This window comes from Lysinibacillus sp. NPDC096418 (assembly GCF_044762775.1).
Classification (GTDB): domain Bacteria; phylum Bacillota; class Bacilli; order Bacillales_A; family Planococcaceae; genus Lysinibacillus.
In genome coordinates, this window is the sequence record NZ_JBIWEY010000038.1 from 25,515 (window position 1) to 42,084 (window position 16,570).

The following is a 16,570-nucleotide window of genomic DNA, read 5'->3' on the forward strand; positions in this document are numbered from 1 at the left end:
AAATTGCATTAATACAGGAAATGAGGCACCTGTCCCGATGCATCTAAAAGCCTTACAAGGTACCTAAATTAGTAGATTTAATTACATCTGATGAGTTAACTAATAAGCTAACATCTTTAAATACCTGTAGCTTAGATTACAGAATCTACAAGTCTTTTTTCCCGTTCGCCCAAATAACTCCTCTTTCAAAAAAGGATGTAACATTGATTGTTGAATTGGATTTCCTCCAGTTATTCATTTGTATCAAACACGGAATTTGGTCGAGGCAGTTTTCCCGAATCGCAAGATAAGTATTGATAAACATAATTATTTTAAATTATCTTCAAAAAAATCATGAATATAACGACGGTCTTTTATTTAATGTGGAATCTTCCTTTCATAGTTGAACAATATGTAGATAAAAATTAGAATCGTTGGATAACTAATCAGTTTGATGAGGTCAAATAAATTAGGATGGATAAGTTTCCTTTTCCATCCTGAAATTAATGGTTTAAGTTATTATGTCGTTAGCAACTAAATAATTCAATTTCATTAAATCTCCAAAAATTCAATCAATTTTTCAGGAAATAAATTTTCACCAAAAGTATCAATTTTATTTATTGTATCCCATATCCCTAAACTATCTTTATCATTATTATTATACCCAATCACATACTCTAGTTTAGGTATATTAAAATGAATTTGGTTAGGCTTAGATTCTTTAATTAACCTCCAATTAGTTGTAACCATTCCTTTTTTTGTTTTTTCACTTAATTCTTCACCTTTAATGTTAAATACTTTAATTTTGCTAATATCATTTTGGTAAAAATCACTGTTTTTATATTCGTCTTCAGTATTAAAATCTAATTTACTGATAAAATCTTCATTAAAATCAAAATCATTAATCACAAAGAAATCTAGACCTAAGTGTTTACATAATTTAATAAGAATTAGTGCAGTGATTTTACCATGATGTGGAATTATGGCGATATTATTAAAATTAAGATATGCATCAGCAAATTTAGCATCGCCTGTTTTTTCAAGTACTTTTTTTCTAATAACTTCTTTGTATACCAACAAATCATTAGGACCTTCTACAAGAAGCACCTTTCTACTAAAGATTATCTTATTTAAATTTGGTTCAATAATTTTAATGTAATTGTTATAGTCTCTAACTTTTTCTACTAACTCATTATTTTCAATCTCAGAAACTGTAACTTCTGATGAAAAAGCCAAGCTATGATTATTATATTTTACTTCGGTTTGCTTCTTATTCTCATCGAATTCTAACTCTTGATGATTTTCATGTAAAAAACTTTCAGGCTCTTCAAATAAAAATAGGCACTTATCTTCAGAATTATCTTCTGCTATTGCTTGTATCACAGCCATTACAAACATTGATATGTAACCATCACCAAAATGTTCGATTGGTATTAAGTTGTCGGAATCGCCATTTAACCCAATTTTGAACATCATTTCTAAAAAAATATCTTCATATTCTGGCAATCCAAAATCAATATTACAATTGTTATCTCTAAGATTTTTTGAATAATTTGATTGGATTTTTTTTATAAATGTATTTAGTTTGGAATTTGTAAGAATTCTTTCAGTAGACTCTTTTATTTCATCTTTAAAAAAGTTTTTTTTGTTTAGCATTTCTATATCGGAATCTACAATACTTTTAATATGTTTTGCGAGGAATGAAGTAAGATTTCCCCAGCTGGTTTTTTTAGTTGAAATTTCCTTTTTTATCTCATGGAAATTAATATAGAAAATCTTATAGTATTTTGAGGCTCCAAATGCATTCCAATTTTTCTCGTTTTGATCGTAATCTTTGAATGATACAATTTTTGCACCTTCAATCTCTGTTCCATCTAAATCAATGTTGAGAAAATGATATCCTGTTAAATCAGCACATTTACCATCACTTTTCATTTCTACACTACTATCTAATCCTGTAAAAATATTTGGTATATTATTAAACTTTCTATTATGAAAATCATCTCTAGTAAAAGTATTCTTGCTGACGTATTTCTCAGTAATACCATATAATATAGCGTTTAATAAATTAGTTTTCCCTGAATTATTATAACCCACAATTGCAATAGGTTTTTTATAATCTTCTTTTGGAAATACAATACTCTTTCTTTCTCCAAAAGAACGATAATTTTCGATTGATATTCCATTTATTCTAATATTACTCATACAAGAACCTCCATAAATTCTGCTGGGAGCTTTGAAACAATTTCATATGTGCAAAGTTCTTCTTTGCTACAAAGCCAACATCATAACCGTTCGTGGCTAATTCCTTTAATAATGAATTTTTGTCCATCGATTGTACTTGCTCTTGCTGTTCTGCCAGTACTTCTGTTTCTGATTGCCCCATATATCTTCCTCCATTCTCCAAACAGAAAATATCCAATACTACAATATTTCAAATTCTAATAAATGATTTTCAAAAAGGGGTCCCTGCTCTCTTCTAAGAATTTTAACAATACGACTATACGCTTATCCTATCAAGACAAAAAACCCCGCTTTTAATAAGAGGACTTTGAATCATTACCTTTGAACTAATCTAATGGTTGGTTCTGGTTCCTTAAAATTCAAAGTACCTTTATCCAAATTACACAACATTTCAATGTACTCTTGTGGTACTGAAACTTCTTGAATAAGTTGCAATTCATTTTTCACATCATTTTCAAGTAGCATCAGAATACTTTTCTTTAGTACAACAGGCTCCTGTAAAGGAAAAACATCATCTAATGGCTCTTTTGTCCTCATTTTTTTCATAGATATTTGCTTTTGTAAAGACGTATATCTGCTTTCATCTATAAGGTTCAACTCCTTGCATCTGTAAATCATAGCCCCTATAGATACCTGCCAGTATTTTTTTAACTCTACAAAGTGCAACAACGAAGTAGATGTTACTGTCTTAGTAAATGCATCTGCAGGTAACAAAAATGAGGAAGCAAAACGATTTGCTTGATATTCTAAAATTTTATTTTCTTCTCTGTTTAGGATTTCTTGATTGTCTATATCAGCATGCATTAATATATGCCCTAACTCATGTCCACCATCAAATTGTCTTCGGAATGCTGACTGCTTATCATTCCCAAGGAATACAAATGGCCTACCAGTTCGATGCTGACAATATGCATCCACTTTCTGGCTATCTGTATCAACAGAAAAAACCATAATTCCGTTCCGTTCTAATAAATGGACAATATTAGCTATTGGTTTGTCCCCAATACCCCATTGTTCTCTCACTCTTTTTGCTAAATTTTCTATTAAATCGTTATCCCAATCCGCATTAGCATATATATTATCTGGAAGATTCAATTCAGGAAACTCAATAAAATCAGATAGATAATCATAGATGTATCCTGCCAACATAGACTTATTGTATTGCATCTCCTTACTCTTTTTCGTAGCAGTTGCATTTGCACGAAAAAATGTGTTTCCAACATATTGTTCTTTAAATTCTTTATAAAAAAAGTTCTTGGGAAACTGTAAAGTATTAATAATAGCCATCATTGTTTCTGATTTAGGTGTATGCTCACCCAGTTCAAATTGAGAAATGGCTTGCTTTGTAATTCCAATTTTGTTAGCAAGATCACTGATAGTTAGACCTCTTATTAATCGTGCCTCTCTTAATCTTTTAGGGTTAAATATCGGTTCCTTACTTACGTTCATTTTAACTACTCCTAACTAAAATATAGTATCTCTAAGATGATGCTTTACTTTTTAATTTAACTACAATTTCATCCTCTATAGGTGCTTTAAGCGGTGTCTGAATGTCAGATAACTGATAATTATTTAATGGTACAAGAGTTTTGGTAGAGATGTTAATAGAATCTGTTATGTCCTCTTTATAAATCCAATCTTCTTGGTCTGGTCTTAATGCACCTTCATAAACGATATCATTTTTACTGTCATAGCAAACTATTATGCCAAATGGTTGGTTTTCAATTCCAATAGGTAAAGAATACTGGTAAGGTGTATCACCATATATTTCTTCCAAAGGCACCCCCAACTCAAAAAGACGATCTGCATTAGACGATGCAAAGTCTCCCCGATATCCACTTGGATTAAAGATATATCTATCCTTCGGTAATTTAGATATCAATATAAAAACGTTCCTAATAGTATCATGAATGACTATATAGGGATGAAACCCTGCTTTTTTAGAAAAAATCTTCATTTGAGTATGTGGGTTGTCCTCAATCTGTTTAGTGACATGTGTATTTACTAAATCCGATAGTAAAAAAGGAGAATATTTCTTGGTTACTGTTTCTGGAAGTAAGGTATTAAGCTCCTGATATTCTTCTTTCCCCTGCTTAATCCCTTTAATAATCAAAGATCTTTGTTCGTTAGAAAGCATACATTTCCCTATTATAGGATTCATCAAATAACCTCCAACACCATAATATACCAACATTATTTACTTTTTATTAATAATTGTCAAGTAAAGAGGAATTAATTAGTATTTTTTTAAAGTAATGATGGTTATTTCTGATATTTTGTCAAAATGACTTGTACCGGGTGCAAAACAATTCTAATAATATAAAAAAGCTGTGCTAAAAAATCCAATGAGAATCTGATTTTTCGGCACAGCCATTTTTATTAATTAATAAATCAAACTAACTCCAACCATGTGACAGCTTCACAATGTGGTAAGTGTCGAGCCTATATGAAGGAAAGATTCCGCAAACTAACTACTATATTTTTCATTTACCATACGTAGTAAATACCTCAGTAGCAATCTTTAAAATTAAACGAACTTCTTCTTCACTTCTGCCTTCAATAAGGTTTTGTAGTAACATAATCAAATCTTTCTTCTCATAATACTCACTATCAATATTTACATTCTTGAAATTTACAATAGTACTGGGCGTCTCTTCTAAACCTTCGATAATTTTTTGTAGTGTTTGCAATGTAATGTTTCTGTCTCCTCTTTCAACACCTGCTAAATACGATGTCTGTAGCCCACATTTCTCTGCTAAATCTTCTTGAGTTAGTTTTTTTAACTTACGCATTTCTTTTATGTTATCGCCTACTAATTTTACTAAACTATCCATAAAATCACCTCACATTAAGACTATGTGAGGTTCAAAACACCTTACAGATACATATAATATAACTTTATTTGATTTATGTACTTATAAGTACTATAATTCTTTAGTACTAAATTTGATAAGGAGTTTTCTATAATGAGTAATTATTTACCTTCAAATATAGCAATAGAAAATGTAGTTCAATCAAAAATGAGGGGACGAGTTACCTACCAAGGGTTCGTATCATCACAAATTGCAGTGAACTTCTCTTATTCCAAACTTTACAATGATTCATCTGGCAAAGGCTATCAACGTCCTATTAACAATAAACGTTGTAAAGATTTTGCACATTACTTGGCTCAGGGAGAAGATTCTTTATATACACCTATTTTGTTAAATGCAGGAGGAAATTGGGAGTTTTATGCATACGATAAGCAACACCCAAACTTAGGAAGATTAATATGTACAAAAAAAGCTACCCTAATGGATGGGCAGCATAGATTAGGAGGAATAAAAGAATATATTAGTACAACATCCAGTACGTTAAATGTCCCCTTTTTAGCATTTCATTATTTAGATGATGATGAAGAAATCAAATTGTTTGATGTGATTAACACGAAGGCGAAAGGAATCGGTACATCTTTAAGTCGTTATCTTAATCGAGAAAACGATGATATTAGCTGGGTAGCCACTAATTTAATCTTGAAGCCAGAAAGTCCTTTTTACAACAAAGGAACCCTTACTGGTAAAAGAAGCAAAGAGAGGAACATCACATTACAAAACCTCTATAATATTGTGAAGCTGTTAACAAAGAAATCAGATTTAGAAAAACTCTCCAAAGAGAAAAAGTTTAATTTATGCTTATTCTACTTCAATTTAATTAAGGAGCTTTTTCCAGAAGAATGGGACGATAATAAATTGTATAGAATGACACATATTACATGCCTGAATGCATTAGCAATAGCAGGAAATAAGATTATTAATGAAAATTATTTAGTTAAATCACAACAGCCCGATTCAGTCAAGATAGCTAAACTATTAGTTAATTTAAAAGATATTGACTGGCTTTCTAGCGGAAATTTGAAATATATTAAAGGTGCTGCTGGATCTAAAATGTTGGCTGAAGATATTTTAAATTGCATTAATAGTAAATAACTCACAAAAAGATAAATCAATACTATTTATAACTTTTTTGAAAACCCCCGTTTTCCGATAAGAAACTCACATGATTAAACACTCAAACCCGGGATGAAAATTGATTCACCCGGGTTTTTCCTTTTGTCATTTGCCCATATTAATTAATTGTATGGGAAAGTACATTTACAAGCTCTTTTATAATAGTTCTTCCATGAAAAAGTCTAATGCAGGACCACATAATGAAAGAGCGCGTAAGTCTCGTATTTTTATTTACAATACCAAATACAATTAATTAAACTCCTCTAAATCAAGATCTTTTAAATCTATTCCATGAAGATGAAGTTTTCGAAGGATACGAAGATTATGATGAAGTAACTGTTGATAGCGTTCTTTTAATTCTTCATAGTCTTGTCGATAGACACTAGCACGCATCTTTTCATTATCGCACCCTTTCTTTAAACGTGAAATCTCAGCATAACTTTTTTCTAACTTACTTTTTAAAAGAGATACATCCAATTGAAGCTTTTCATTATCTTGATGATAGCGATTTATTTCCGAATTGATTTCCTCCCCCACATCCATTTTTATATAATTCAGATCCCATAAAGGACGCAGATGAGATTTGTATAATGCAGCACGACTAAGACCAGTAATATCGACTAGTTTAATAGCTGTAATTCGACAGTGGTCTCCTTCTAAATCACGAAGATATTCGATTGCCCACTCTACACGTTCGATACTTTCTTCACGTTTTTTTTGTTGAAGCTCTCTTAATCCATCGTTTCCCATATGCTACTCCCATTCATATAATTTGGTATGTTTTTTAATTTCTAGATGATTTAATTTAGCTTCTTTAAATTGTTCAATTCCATTTTCACAGATTGCAATAATTCTTTCAAGATAGCTAAGATTTCGAACAGCATTTTCAAAATGAGCAACTCGTTGAGGATCTTTACTTGTGCGTTCAACTATCTCCTGCCAATAATCATATTCTCTTTTATAGTCATCGTAGTATTCTAACTTCGGAACAAACCAATCACAAGCATAACATTCAAAATGAACAGGAGTGCCTTTAGGGTTACAACCTGAAATATCACTACAAATCCCAACACCTTTTTTGCCATTAGCTTCCCAAGTTAGATAACGTTTTGGATTTTTAGATAGTTGTTGAATTGTACGATTATCTAGATTCAAAATTTTACCTCGAAATTCACACGGACTATTTTTAGGGCTACGCAGCCCAGAAATATTCAAATGAATTTCCTTATGTTGCTTAATAAGTTGATGTGTATAGTATTTTGTCATTGCCTCATTTTTATGACCAGTTAGACGACGAATTTGCTCTGTAGTATATCCCACGACATATTGGCGATCTGTTACGGCATTATGACGAAATTGATGAGTAGTAGGGATTATTAACTCATTATTATCGTCAAGAATATTTAAAATTTCAGCAATTTGCTTTAGTAATCTATTTATTTTCACACCTGTCCAATTTGTCACTTTTCCTTTATAACGTCGGTCGAATCGAATTCCGATGTCTCCACTGTTATTAAAGAATATCCAATACTGAACTACAAAAAGATACTCCTTATTAACTTCCGGCGATGATGGAAAAGTAGCAAGTTGTTCAGTCTGAAGCTGTAATCTTTTTATTAAATCAATTACATATTTACCATGTCCACTATAAATAACAGGAATGAGCTTTGATTCACCCCTATCGTAGCCACCATTTTGCTTAAATGTGGGAATACGAATAACATATTCACTATAAAAAGATTTTAGACAATCTCGTTCCATCGATAATATTTCTGTAATTCGATTGGGAAAGGATCGCAAAAGCCAATACAAAGTACGAAATTCAAGTGGAATATTAAGAGATTCATCTTTGAAAGCCCTATCCCATTTCCTAACGACATTTTCAGGTATCATTTTATCATCATGTTTTTTTGACTCTTGACGAAAAGGATTGATATTCCTAGTAGGTATTGTATTTGGCATTTCACTAAAATTCGATAACTGTGAAAAAAAATCTTGTATAGAAGAATAAATAAACTGTTTATTATTATTCGACCTATCCGAAAGCTTCAGTTCGTATTCAAATGCATTAACATGTTGCTTATTTATTTTATCTATAGAAAGTCCTGGATAATGTGCATGAATAAATTTCAAGAGTTTTGCTATATTTAAGCATTTTTTATTTGTTCTACTTACAGAAGATTCGCATAATAACGCATAGTACTTAACCCAAACTTTATATAAGTCAGGAACTTGATAAAAAGTAAGGGTGTAACTCCCTTTGGTTAAGGAATCTTTATGCCTTTTTCTACAGTACCAAGAATCATCTGTAAAACTAAAGTCTCCTAATTGACGTAATCTACCTAATAATAACTTTTTTAAATTTTTATTGTTGTCATTTAATACATTTATTTCAGGAAGTTTTTTTATCATAGACTAGTCCTTTTCTTAATAAAGTTTTCAATTTTGGATATGGTACTCTCATACAATGTCAAGAGATGTCTTTCAGCTTGATAATCTCGGTAATTTTCATAATCAGTAATCCCTTGTGCCTTCATTAGAATAATCATTTTATCGAGATGTGCTTGCTGCTCTGAATAAAGCTTTTTCCACATAGGTAATTTCTGTGGACCTGTTAATAATAGTGAGCAACCTACACAGGAACTCTTTTTACAAGGTCCAAAAGAAACGTGCTTCACACAACTTCCATGTCCTTCTGGTGTCTCTCGTGCACCAGTCATTATTTCCACTTTCAACTGCTCTAATTCAACAGGGTTATAGGAACTTTTAGTTTTTTCATCGATAGTGTCAAACAACTGTTCAAAGAGTTTTTGATCTAATTTAGCGATTTTCATAGCATCTATATCTTGATAATATTCACGAGTTGTTTTTTCTTCCATATGACCAAGAATTTCTCCAACTTCTGAAATGGAACTCCCCTCGCCAAGTAAATTCACAGCTATAGTTTTCCTGCATTGATGGTTAGTATAATTCCAAATTTCGCCATTACCGTTTTTAATTTTATGGCGCTTGATACAATTATTAATACAACTTGCGATGGTTGATGCTAGATGTCTAGTAACATTTTGTTGACTATTTAATCGACTATTATTAAAAATTTTCAAAAAAATATAGCTTGTTTCACCTATAAGGCGAAGCTGTTTAGACTCTTGAATTTGTTGTTTAATTATCTCAATAACAGCTAAATTGAGGAGAGGGATAGTTCGATAATCATCGAGGCCTTGACGTCTTCTATGCTTTAATGTCTTAGAAGATAGATGGTTTAGATAATATATACCCTCTATTTCGTTAAAATTTAAACAATTTTCTTCTAAATTTAAAACTTCAGAAACTCTAAGCCCCGTATTCATCATAATAAGCCATATACGTTGTACATAAAGAGGGCTATCACTAATGGCTATAGAAAGTTGTTCAATAACTTCCTCCGGAATATATTCAGTATTTTTCACATAAGAACTAATATTGTTGAATTTAATTTGACGAAAAGGATTTTTTAATGATTCTAATGAATTTTGTTGCTTTAACCAGTCAAAAAAAAGACGTGCTTCAGATATCGAACCTTGGATTGTTTTTAAAGTGTACTTATTACGTCCATCTTCCCTTTTTAATTGTTTAAGATTATCATATATTTGTAATACCTCCACATAGTGCAAACTCAAAAAAGAAGTACAATCCGGCATAATCGCCTGCATACAAGAAGTTACTCTAAATAAGTGTGAAAACCTTCTTGTTAGACCTTTTACATTTTCACCCTTTTTAAACATAAAAATCAGGTATTCCTGAAATTCAATTTTCAATTGATAATTTATATTAGAAAAGTCTAAAATAGTTAAACGAATATTCTGAATATCAAGGTAAGGGAGGACCCACTTAGAGCTTCCTTTGTTCATTTGAAATTCTCTATTTCCCTCAAAATACTTATTTTTCCAATAATCTACAACCTCCATAACTAGGATAAATTGTGTTTTTTCAAAATGGTTAGTTGGTATTGCCCTAGTAAATGCCAACTTACATAACCCGGTAAAGCTAATCCCTCCCCCCTTTTCTAAACATTTCTTTGCACAGAAATGGAGATAACTAACAAGATAGTGATGAGGTAACTTTTCCGTTGCAAGGTAAAAAAAACTTTTATAGTGCAATGTTTTATATACGTTATATACTTTTAATTTCGATCTTTGGTTAAATGCAATCCTTAAATAGGGAAGTGCAATCTCATTGTAAAAATTTTCCATTGCATTATGAAGAAAACTATCGAAAATATTATTTGTTATGGGACTTCCTGGAGAAATAAAATCATAGAATTTCTTAATCGAATAAAATTCACCTTTCTCCAAAAACAAACTCCCGTATTTATTATAACAATTGTAAAACTCTTCTTGAAACGCACTTTCAGATAGCTTAAGAAATAAATGTAAAGCTCTAGGTCCATATTTACCGGGTAGATATCTAATTGCATTAATATTTTGAGTTACCAATAACTGTTCACACTCTAATATAAATTCCCGTAATAATCCGGAGGGAATTAAATTGCTTTTTATGGTTATTTCCACATTATTAATTGATATAATACAACATTTTCCACTCCCGTTATTTATCGAAAACTCAATTATCTCCATTTTCACTTCCCTCTTTTGCTGATTTTATAGTCACCGGGCTAATACGTTCCATAATTTTTCGCTTTTGTTTCATCGAGTACCCTTTTTCGTATGCTTTGATACTACGTTCACTTCGCCATCCTAATTCCTCATCAATGAATGTTTTGGTAATTCCTATTTCAGGTTGATCTCTCATTAACTCTATAAGGTGTTGCGCACGTGTACTTCTTCCACTATGAGTCCGTATTTCAGACCTTAAAAGACCACTTTTTTCACCAGCATCTTTTAGTATTCGGAGAAAATTTCTTGATTTTAGCGGTTTCCCTTTATGAACTCCCCTAGCATTTAAAAATAAAAAATCCGAATAAAAAATATCTACTTCTTCTCGTTCCGTACTAATATATGCTTGAATCATATCTGCAAGAGATTGATAAATGTATAAGGTACGTTCCATAGTTTTGGCTTGAGCACGATTTTCAATATTTGGCTGGCGGACTACTTCCAAAGATGATTCCAATGGATTAAAATGGTCCAGTTTTAATCCTAAGATTTCTCCAATACGCATCCCAGTTTCAACGCTAATAGAAAAGATTAGCTTGTCTCTTAAAGTAGGTAGTTCAGAAAGTATATTGTTAATTTCTTGTTCTGTGTACCATTTTAGATGATTATGCTTTTTCCTATATAACACTCTTGATAGGATAGATTCCTCCAAATCAAATTGCCATATTTGTCCATAAAGTAGTTTTGTATTAACTAGAGGTGCTTGCTTGCTCCGTTTACTATTAAACATGACAGGATTTACTGTGACTTTCTTTTCATCTTCTAACCAATGATAAAATCCTTTTAACACAGTTATATATGTATTTAAAGCCGTAAACGTCATGCGACTTTCATAATTAATTACTACTTCATTTAATCCTAAAAGATCTTTAATATATTCTTCCACGACCTTTTTACTGGTTATTTCTCTATAATGTAATTTATTAACTTTTAAATAACGAAAAAATCGTAATAGAGCATATGCATAACGTTCACCTGTCAAATAACTATTCATACTTACAAAATCTAGCCATAAGCAAGCATCTTGAATAGGAATCCCTTCCTCAGTTATCATGTACCTTAAATCATCACCATTTTTCGCAATTCCCACCCTAATACCATAATCTTCTTGTTTATTCCTCAAAAAAACACCCCTATCTTAAGAAATAATAATCGTATACACAAAGTATATCTGTCTATCATTAAGATATCCATTATTCATAAACTTCGCACATATATTGTAAACTATTATTCTATAGTTTACACAATGATAACAGAACATCTACGCTATATACATGAATCGCCTCTGCAGGTACATACTGTGAAATAAGACGGGTAATAGCCATAGACATTTCAATGAAGAAACTCATCTTCGGTTCAAAAAGTTTTATGTCTGGATGCTTTGGTATTTCAAACCGGCGATTTCCAGTCTTTATCTTGAACCGCTCCTTCATAGGTGGCGATGCAGCTAGCACCACGCTACCTGGTTGTGTGAAATTAGCTACGATTGCGATTGGGGTTGTCATGACATCTAAACCCTCAAGCATTGCTATGCAACTAGCGTAAAATGACTTCATGTCTATACATATAATGGAACGCTCAGGAAGGTTTTCATACATTCAATGATTCCTCGCTCTTTATAGACAACTGGAACAATAGTAAGAACATTATCGATAATAAAAGTATGCTTTGTCTGTTTCGGGATACACTTTTTCGTGAGACTCCAGACTTTGAAATGTACATCATGTATATTAACTGATTGCATTGCATCGCTTTTATTAACTGACCTTTCATTATTTTTCTCCCTCCACAACAAAACAGAACATTTGTTTGTATACATTATACGCACAAATGTTCTGTTTTAGAAGTGGTAATTTTTTGTAGCAATCATTTTAGTTGACCACGTACTGATTTAATTCTTGATAAGTAAAAGTATTCTCAGGTAATGGAATGAATATTTGCATTCTCTTCCCCCTCAAGGTTTTTATAAAAGATTTCAGATTAAATTGATCAAAGATAGCTTTCAAGTTTTGCGCTTCTTTCCCATAAACAATCCCCTATAGTAGACAGACTTTTGTGTCTTCCATAGGGGAACCATATCATTATTTAATTTTCTTTTAATGCACTTAGAAGATTAACCCTTGCTGCAATATAGGATGGTATAATTGAGGCAATTAGAGATAATACTATCCCGGCCGTAATTGCCAAAACTACATTGCCCCACGGGATAATAAATGGCATATGCATTGCAGAGGTGTTTGAGATAGAGTTTAAATATACTACAAATAGGCCCAATAAAACCCCCATAATTATTCCTGCCACACCTACTACTAAACCTTCTCCTATAATCATTGTTCTGACTTGTTTAGTGGTAAACCCGATCGCACGAATCGCACCAATTTCCCCCACTCTTTCCATCGTATTCATCAATAATGTATTACTTATACCTATACTGGAAAGGGCAATCACAATTATCAATAAAAATTGCATCACTTCATTCATTCCATCAAAGGAGCTTTGAGAAGATTTAATTTGATCTTCTACTAATGTAACAGTAGAAATGTAAGTTGCAAAATCAGCGTTTAATTTTTCACGCAATGTATAAGGAGCCCCCGAATCACTGATATTAATCATAATTGTATGAATTACATCCCAGTTAAAACCTTCTCTAAACTCATTTTCTGATATAAATCCAACATATCCTCCATCTTGAGAAGTATTAACTTTCCCTATTACCTGATATTCTCTTGTACCGGAAGGAGAATTAATAGTAATGTAATCATTCATTTCCCCACCCCATTCATCAAACGCTCTTTCACCTAATAGTATAGCGTTGGATGAAAGATTAATGCCTGGGTCTTCAAAGAGTTGATATTCTTCAGTATTTTCAGACGGTGTACTCATAACATAGAACTCTCTATACTCATCTTCAACGGTTTTCCAGGTTACCATTGTTTCTCTGAACCATTCAACCCCTTCTACTCCAGCGTAACTATTTACCTTATTAATAATTTCTTCATTTACTGGTTCTTCAAACTGTACTTGAATATCCCCTCCAAAAGTCTGGCGAATCTCCTTTTCGAATCCAGAAGGGATTGATTCTAAAGCTGAACCTAAAAAAATTACTACAGCAATACTTATTGCTAACATCGCTGATGTATTAGCGTTTCGATTAGTATTCACTTTTATGTTACTAACAGATAATTTTCCTGGATAGCCAAGCATTGTTTCTATCATTGGTGCAAGAATTTTTGCAAGGATCCTCATCACCAATGGATATATGAATACCACCCCAAACAATAAGGATATATAACCTAAATAACTATCAACAAAGCTTAGTAATATAAGTATAATACCTAATAAATACCTAAGAATTTTCACTCTAAATCTAGAAGTTTGATTTGTATTTCGCATTGCGTGTACTATAGGAGTTTTAAAAGCAATATACATGGGTATTCCAGAAATCATTATTGGAAATAAGACTCCGATTAATCCTGATAAAATTGTTGCGCTTTTCCAATTGAGAGTGTAAACCATAGTATCTTGAAAGATTCCTAAAAGCATCTCTACAAACAAATCTGCGAATAAAACACCAATTGGTAATGCAAAAGCAGTACCTAAAAGAGAAAGTAACAAGACTTCAATCAAAACTAGTTTAAATACGTTAAAATTTGTATATCCAAGACTCTTCATAACAGAAAATTCTTTTTTTCGTTCAATTACACTTGAATAAATCATATTAAATATTATGAATCCACTTATAAAGAGGGAGAGAATACTTACTAGATAAAAGACCGCGTATAGACCTTCTACGTCATTATTCCTTAAATCATCAATAACAACAGGTTGAACATATAGTGATGTCCCTCGTAATAATTCTTGATAATTCGATAACCAATTTTCATTATCGCGATCTTTATGCTGTAATCGTATATAACTTATTTGATTATCTTGGTTAGTCCAATCTTGAAGAGTGTCTAAATCCATCATAACTCTAAAGGATCTACCTTTAGCATCATTCCAATTATTAGGACTAGCAAGCCAAGATGTAAAGCCAACAATCCCCGTTACTTCTATTTTACCCAACCCTTTAAATGTTAAAGTGTCTCCTATATCTTTACCCCATAGTTTTGCTGCAGTCTCAGGTATAATTATACCGTTACCTTTCAAACTCCCTTTTATTAATGGGAGCTTTAAAAGGTTACTTTCTATATCACTGACACCCGTTATTCTAACTGACGTTTCAGCCGGAGCTTTAGTTTGATTTATTTCCACCAATGCTTGTTTATCAAGGACACTTAAGCTATCTGATACTATATCCTGCTGCTTTATTTCTTTTACCTCATCTTCGGAGAAAGAATAATTTTTGCTTAATATCCAATAATCAGCATCCCCTGCATAGATTTCTTCATAATACCTAAATGTATCTTTAATAGTGTTATTAGCAACCAGCATACTAGTTGTTAAGAGGATACCAAGCATTACTGCAATGAGTGTAAAGAAAAACCTTTTTTTATTTTTTGTTAAGTTACGCCAAGAAACTAGCCAAATATTCAGCATAGCCATGATCCTCCCTAGTTACTTCCGTTTCAATTAATCCATCTTTGAACAAAATAATTTTATCTGCATAACCAGCTGCGAAAATATCATGGGTCACCATAATAATTGTCTGTTTTCTTTGTTTGTTGAATTTAGCTAATAAATCCAGTATTTCCTTGGCTCGTTTCCTATCTAGGTTTCCTGTTGGTTCATCAGCTAATAGTATTTTCGGCTCGTGGATCAAAGCTCTTGCTATAGATACCCTTTGCTGCTGTCCTCCGCTTAAAAGATTAGGGGGTTTCTTTTCAAAACCTTCTAAACCAACTTCTTTTATAATTTCCCTTATTTTCTCTTTAATGTTTTTGTCTTTCCTACCATCTGCATGAAGTGGAAAACCGATATTTTCTTCTACAGTTAACGTAGGCAATAATTGATAATTCTGAAAAATAAATCCGATATTTTTTCTCCTTACGATAGTTCTTTGCTTTTCAGTTACTCCAGAAAAATCTTTCCCCTGGATTTTCACCTGGCCAGATGATGGTGTATCTAAACCACCTAATAGTTGTAGTAGCGTACTTTTACCCGAACCACTAGGCCCCATTATTGCTATAAACTCACCTTCCTTTATAGAGAGGTCAATACCTTTTAGCACTTCTATCTTTTGTTGACCTTGTTCAAATGATTTAAATAATCGATTAACTGAAATCATAATTGTATCTCTCCTTCAAACTCCAATAATAAAAATCTTCAATTATCGCACTTGGTCCGTTATCACAAGCCGTTAGATATATTTCTAATTCACTTTTATCGCTTGGTAGGAAATTAACATTGGTACTTGGAGATCCCCACAACATCTTCTATCGACTCTTTATTAACGCTTCCCACCTTTTCTCATGACAGATTGTTTTAACATAAAATAAACCTCCTTACGCCAATCATACAAAATGACGTAAGGTCATTTTCAACCTTTACGCAGTATTATGTTGAAATTAGTAGAAAGTGACCTTGCGTCACTTTTACTTTATTATCAATTTAGAAGTAGGGAATTTTTGAAGAAAGAAGATAGGATCATCTATGCTTGAGTTATTATTGGAGCAGCATTCCTGTTTGAAGGATGTTCGAGGTCTTGAAAGAAAAGGAGCCCTCTAGTATGATGCATGAGTGTCAACGACCATTGACCCATCATCA

12 protein-coding genes and 1 pseudogene are annotated in these 16,570 nt (G+C 32.1%); 1 reads left to right on the forward strand and 12 read right to left on the reverse strand.

Annotated features, from left to right (window positions below):
* Positions 1-531: 531 nt before the first annotated feature.
* The 5 genes from ACIQZG_RS20670 to ACIQZG_RS20690 all read right to left on the reverse strand — a co-directional run bounded on the left by ACIQZG_RS20670 (position 532) and on the right by ACIQZG_RS20690 (position 5,057).
* On the reverse strand, positions 532-2,184 hold the full coding sequence (locus ACIQZG_RS20670; RefSeq protein WP_402757414.1) for an ATP-dependent nuclease: 1,653 nt from the start codon (positions 2,182-2,184) through the stop codon (positions 532-534).
* Positions 2,177-2,365 (reverse strand): hypothetical protein, encoded by a 189-nt coding sequence (locus ACIQZG_RS20675; protein WP_402757416.1) that lies wholly within the window; start codon positions 2,363-2,365, stop codon positions 2,177-2,179. The genes ACIQZG_RS20670 and ACIQZG_RS20675 overlap by 8 nt, the downstream gene beginning before the upstream one ends.
* A 173-nt stretch (positions 2,366-2,538) precedes the next feature.
* On the reverse strand, positions 2,539-3,672 hold the full coding sequence (locus tag ACIQZG_RS20680; RefSeq protein WP_402757418.1) for a helix-turn-helix domain-containing protein: 1,134 nt from the start codon (positions 3,670-3,672) through the stop codon (positions 2,539-2,541).
* A gap of 31 nt (positions 3,673-3,703) precedes the next feature.
* Positions 3,704-4,384: a hypothetical protein gene (locus ACIQZG_RS20685; protein ID WP_402757420.1), complete on the reverse strand. Its 681-nt coding sequence runs from the start codon at positions 4,382-4,384 to the stop codon at positions 3,704-3,706.
* 322 nt (positions 4,385-4,706) lie between these two features.
* The gene (locus ACIQZG_RS20690) at positions 4,707-5,057 is read right to left on the reverse strand and encodes a helix-turn-helix domain-containing protein (RefSeq protein WP_402757421.1); all 351 of its coding nucleotides are present in this window, start codon (positions 5,055-5,057) and stop codon (positions 4,707-4,709) included.
* 132 nt (positions 5,058-5,189) lie between these two features.
* Between ACIQZG_RS20690 and ACIQZG_RS20695 the strand changes: the two genes are divergently transcribed.
* Positions 5,190-6,188, forward strand: a complete 999-nt coding sequence (locus ACIQZG_RS20695; protein ID WP_402757423.1) for a DGQHR domain-containing protein — start codon at positions 5,190-5,192, stop codon at positions 6,186-6,188.
* A gap of 270 nt (positions 6,189-6,458) precedes the next feature.
* On the opposite strand, the gene ACIQZG_RS20700 is transcribed toward ACIQZG_RS20695, so the two are convergent.
* The 7 genes and pseudogenes from ACIQZG_RS20700 to ACIQZG_RS20730 all read right to left on the reverse strand — a co-directional run bounded on the left by ACIQZG_RS20700 (position 6,459) and on the right by ACIQZG_RS20730 (position 16,091).
* A complete protein-coding gene (locus ACIQZG_RS20700; RefSeq protein ID WP_402757425.1) occupies positions 6,459-6,959 on the reverse strand; it encodes a DUF6262 family protein in 501 nt (166 codons plus the stop codon).
* A 3-nt stretch (positions 6,960-6,962) separates the two neighbouring features.
* Positions 6,963-8,621: a site-specific integrase gene (locus ACIQZG_RS20705; protein ID WP_402757427.1), complete on the reverse strand. Its 1,659-nt coding sequence runs from the start codon at positions 8,619-8,621 to the stop codon at positions 6,963-6,965.
* Positions 8,618-10,825 carry a tyrosine-type recombinase/integrase gene (locus ACIQZG_RS20710; protein WP_402757429.1) on the reverse strand — a complete coding sequence of 736 codons (2,208 nt, stop codon included), beginning with the start codon at positions 10,823-10,825 and terminating at the stop codon, positions 8,618-8,620. Before ACIQZG_RS20710 ends, ACIQZG_RS20705 begins: the two co-directional genes overlap by 4 nt.
* Entirely contained in the window at positions 10,812-11,987 is a 1,176-nt protein-coding gene (locus ACIQZG_RS20715) for a tyrosine-type recombinase/integrase (RefSeq protein ID WP_402757431.1), read from the reverse strand. Before ACIQZG_RS20715 ends, ACIQZG_RS20710 begins: the two co-directional genes overlap by 14 nt.
* 136 nt (positions 11,988-12,123) lie before the next feature.
* Positions 12,124-12,462, reverse strand: a pseudogene (locus ACIQZG_RS20720) (Y-family DNA polymerase); the annotation flags it as partial.
* 487 nt (positions 12,463-12,949) lie between these two features.
* A complete protein-coding gene (locus ACIQZG_RS20725; RefSeq protein WP_402757433.1) occupies positions 12,950-15,403 on the reverse strand; it encodes an ABC transporter permease in 2,454 nt (817 codons plus the stop codon).
* Positions 15,372-16,091, reverse strand: a complete 720-nt coding sequence (locus ACIQZG_RS20730; RefSeq protein ID WP_402757435.1) for an ABC transporter ATP-binding protein — start codon at positions 16,089-16,091, stop codon at positions 15,372-15,374. The genes ACIQZG_RS20725 and ACIQZG_RS20730 overlap by 32 nt, the downstream gene beginning before the upstream one ends.
* Positions 16,092-16,570: the final 479 nt, after the last annotated feature.

Excerpts from the sequence above, each read along its gene's own strand:
- ACIQZG_RS20705 (WP_402757427.1), bottom strand. The coding sequence starts at position 8,621 with ATGATAAAAAAACTTCCTGAAATAAATGTATTAAATGACAACAATAAA.
- ACIQZG_RS20695 (WP_402757423.1), top strand. The coding sequence starts at position 5,190 with ATGAGTAATTATTTACCTTCAAATATAGCAATAGAAAATGTAGTTCAA.
- ACIQZG_RS20725 (WP_402757433.1), bottom strand. The coding sequence starts at position 15,403 with ATGCTGAATATTTGGCTAGTTTCTTGGCGTAACTTAACAAAAAATAAA.
- ACIQZG_RS20690 (WP_402757421.1), bottom strand. The coding sequence starts at position 5,057 with ATGGATAGTTTAGTAAAATTAGTAGGCGATAACATAAAAGAAATGCGT.
- ACIQZG_RS20710 (WP_402757429.1), bottom strand. The coding sequence starts at position 10,825 with ATGGAGATAATTGAGTTTTCGATAAATAACGGGAGTGGAAAATGTTGT.
- ACIQZG_RS20675 (WP_402757416.1), bottom strand. The coding sequence starts at position 2,365 with ATGGGGCAATCAGAAACAGAAGTACTGGCAGAACAGCAAGAGCAAGTA.
- ACIQZG_RS20730 (WP_402757435.1), bottom strand. The coding sequence starts at position 16,091 with ATGATTTCAGTTAATCGATTATTTAAATCATTTGAACAAGGTCAACAA.
- ACIQZG_RS20670 (WP_402757414.1), bottom strand. The coding sequence starts at position 2,184 with ATGAGTAATATTAGAATAAATGGAATATCAATCGAAAATTATCGTTCT.
- ACIQZG_RS20700 (WP_402757425.1), bottom strand. The coding sequence starts at position 6,959 with ATGGGAAACGATGGATTAAGAGAGCTTCAACAAAAAAAACGTGAAGAA.
- ACIQZG_RS20685 (WP_402757420.1), bottom strand. The coding sequence starts at position 4,384 with ATGAATCCTATAATAGGGAAATGTATGCTTTCTAACGAACAAAGATCT.
- ACIQZG_RS20680 (WP_402757418.1), bottom strand. The coding sequence starts at position 3,672 with ATGAACGTAAGTAAGGAACCGATATTTAACCCTAAAAGATTAAGAGAG.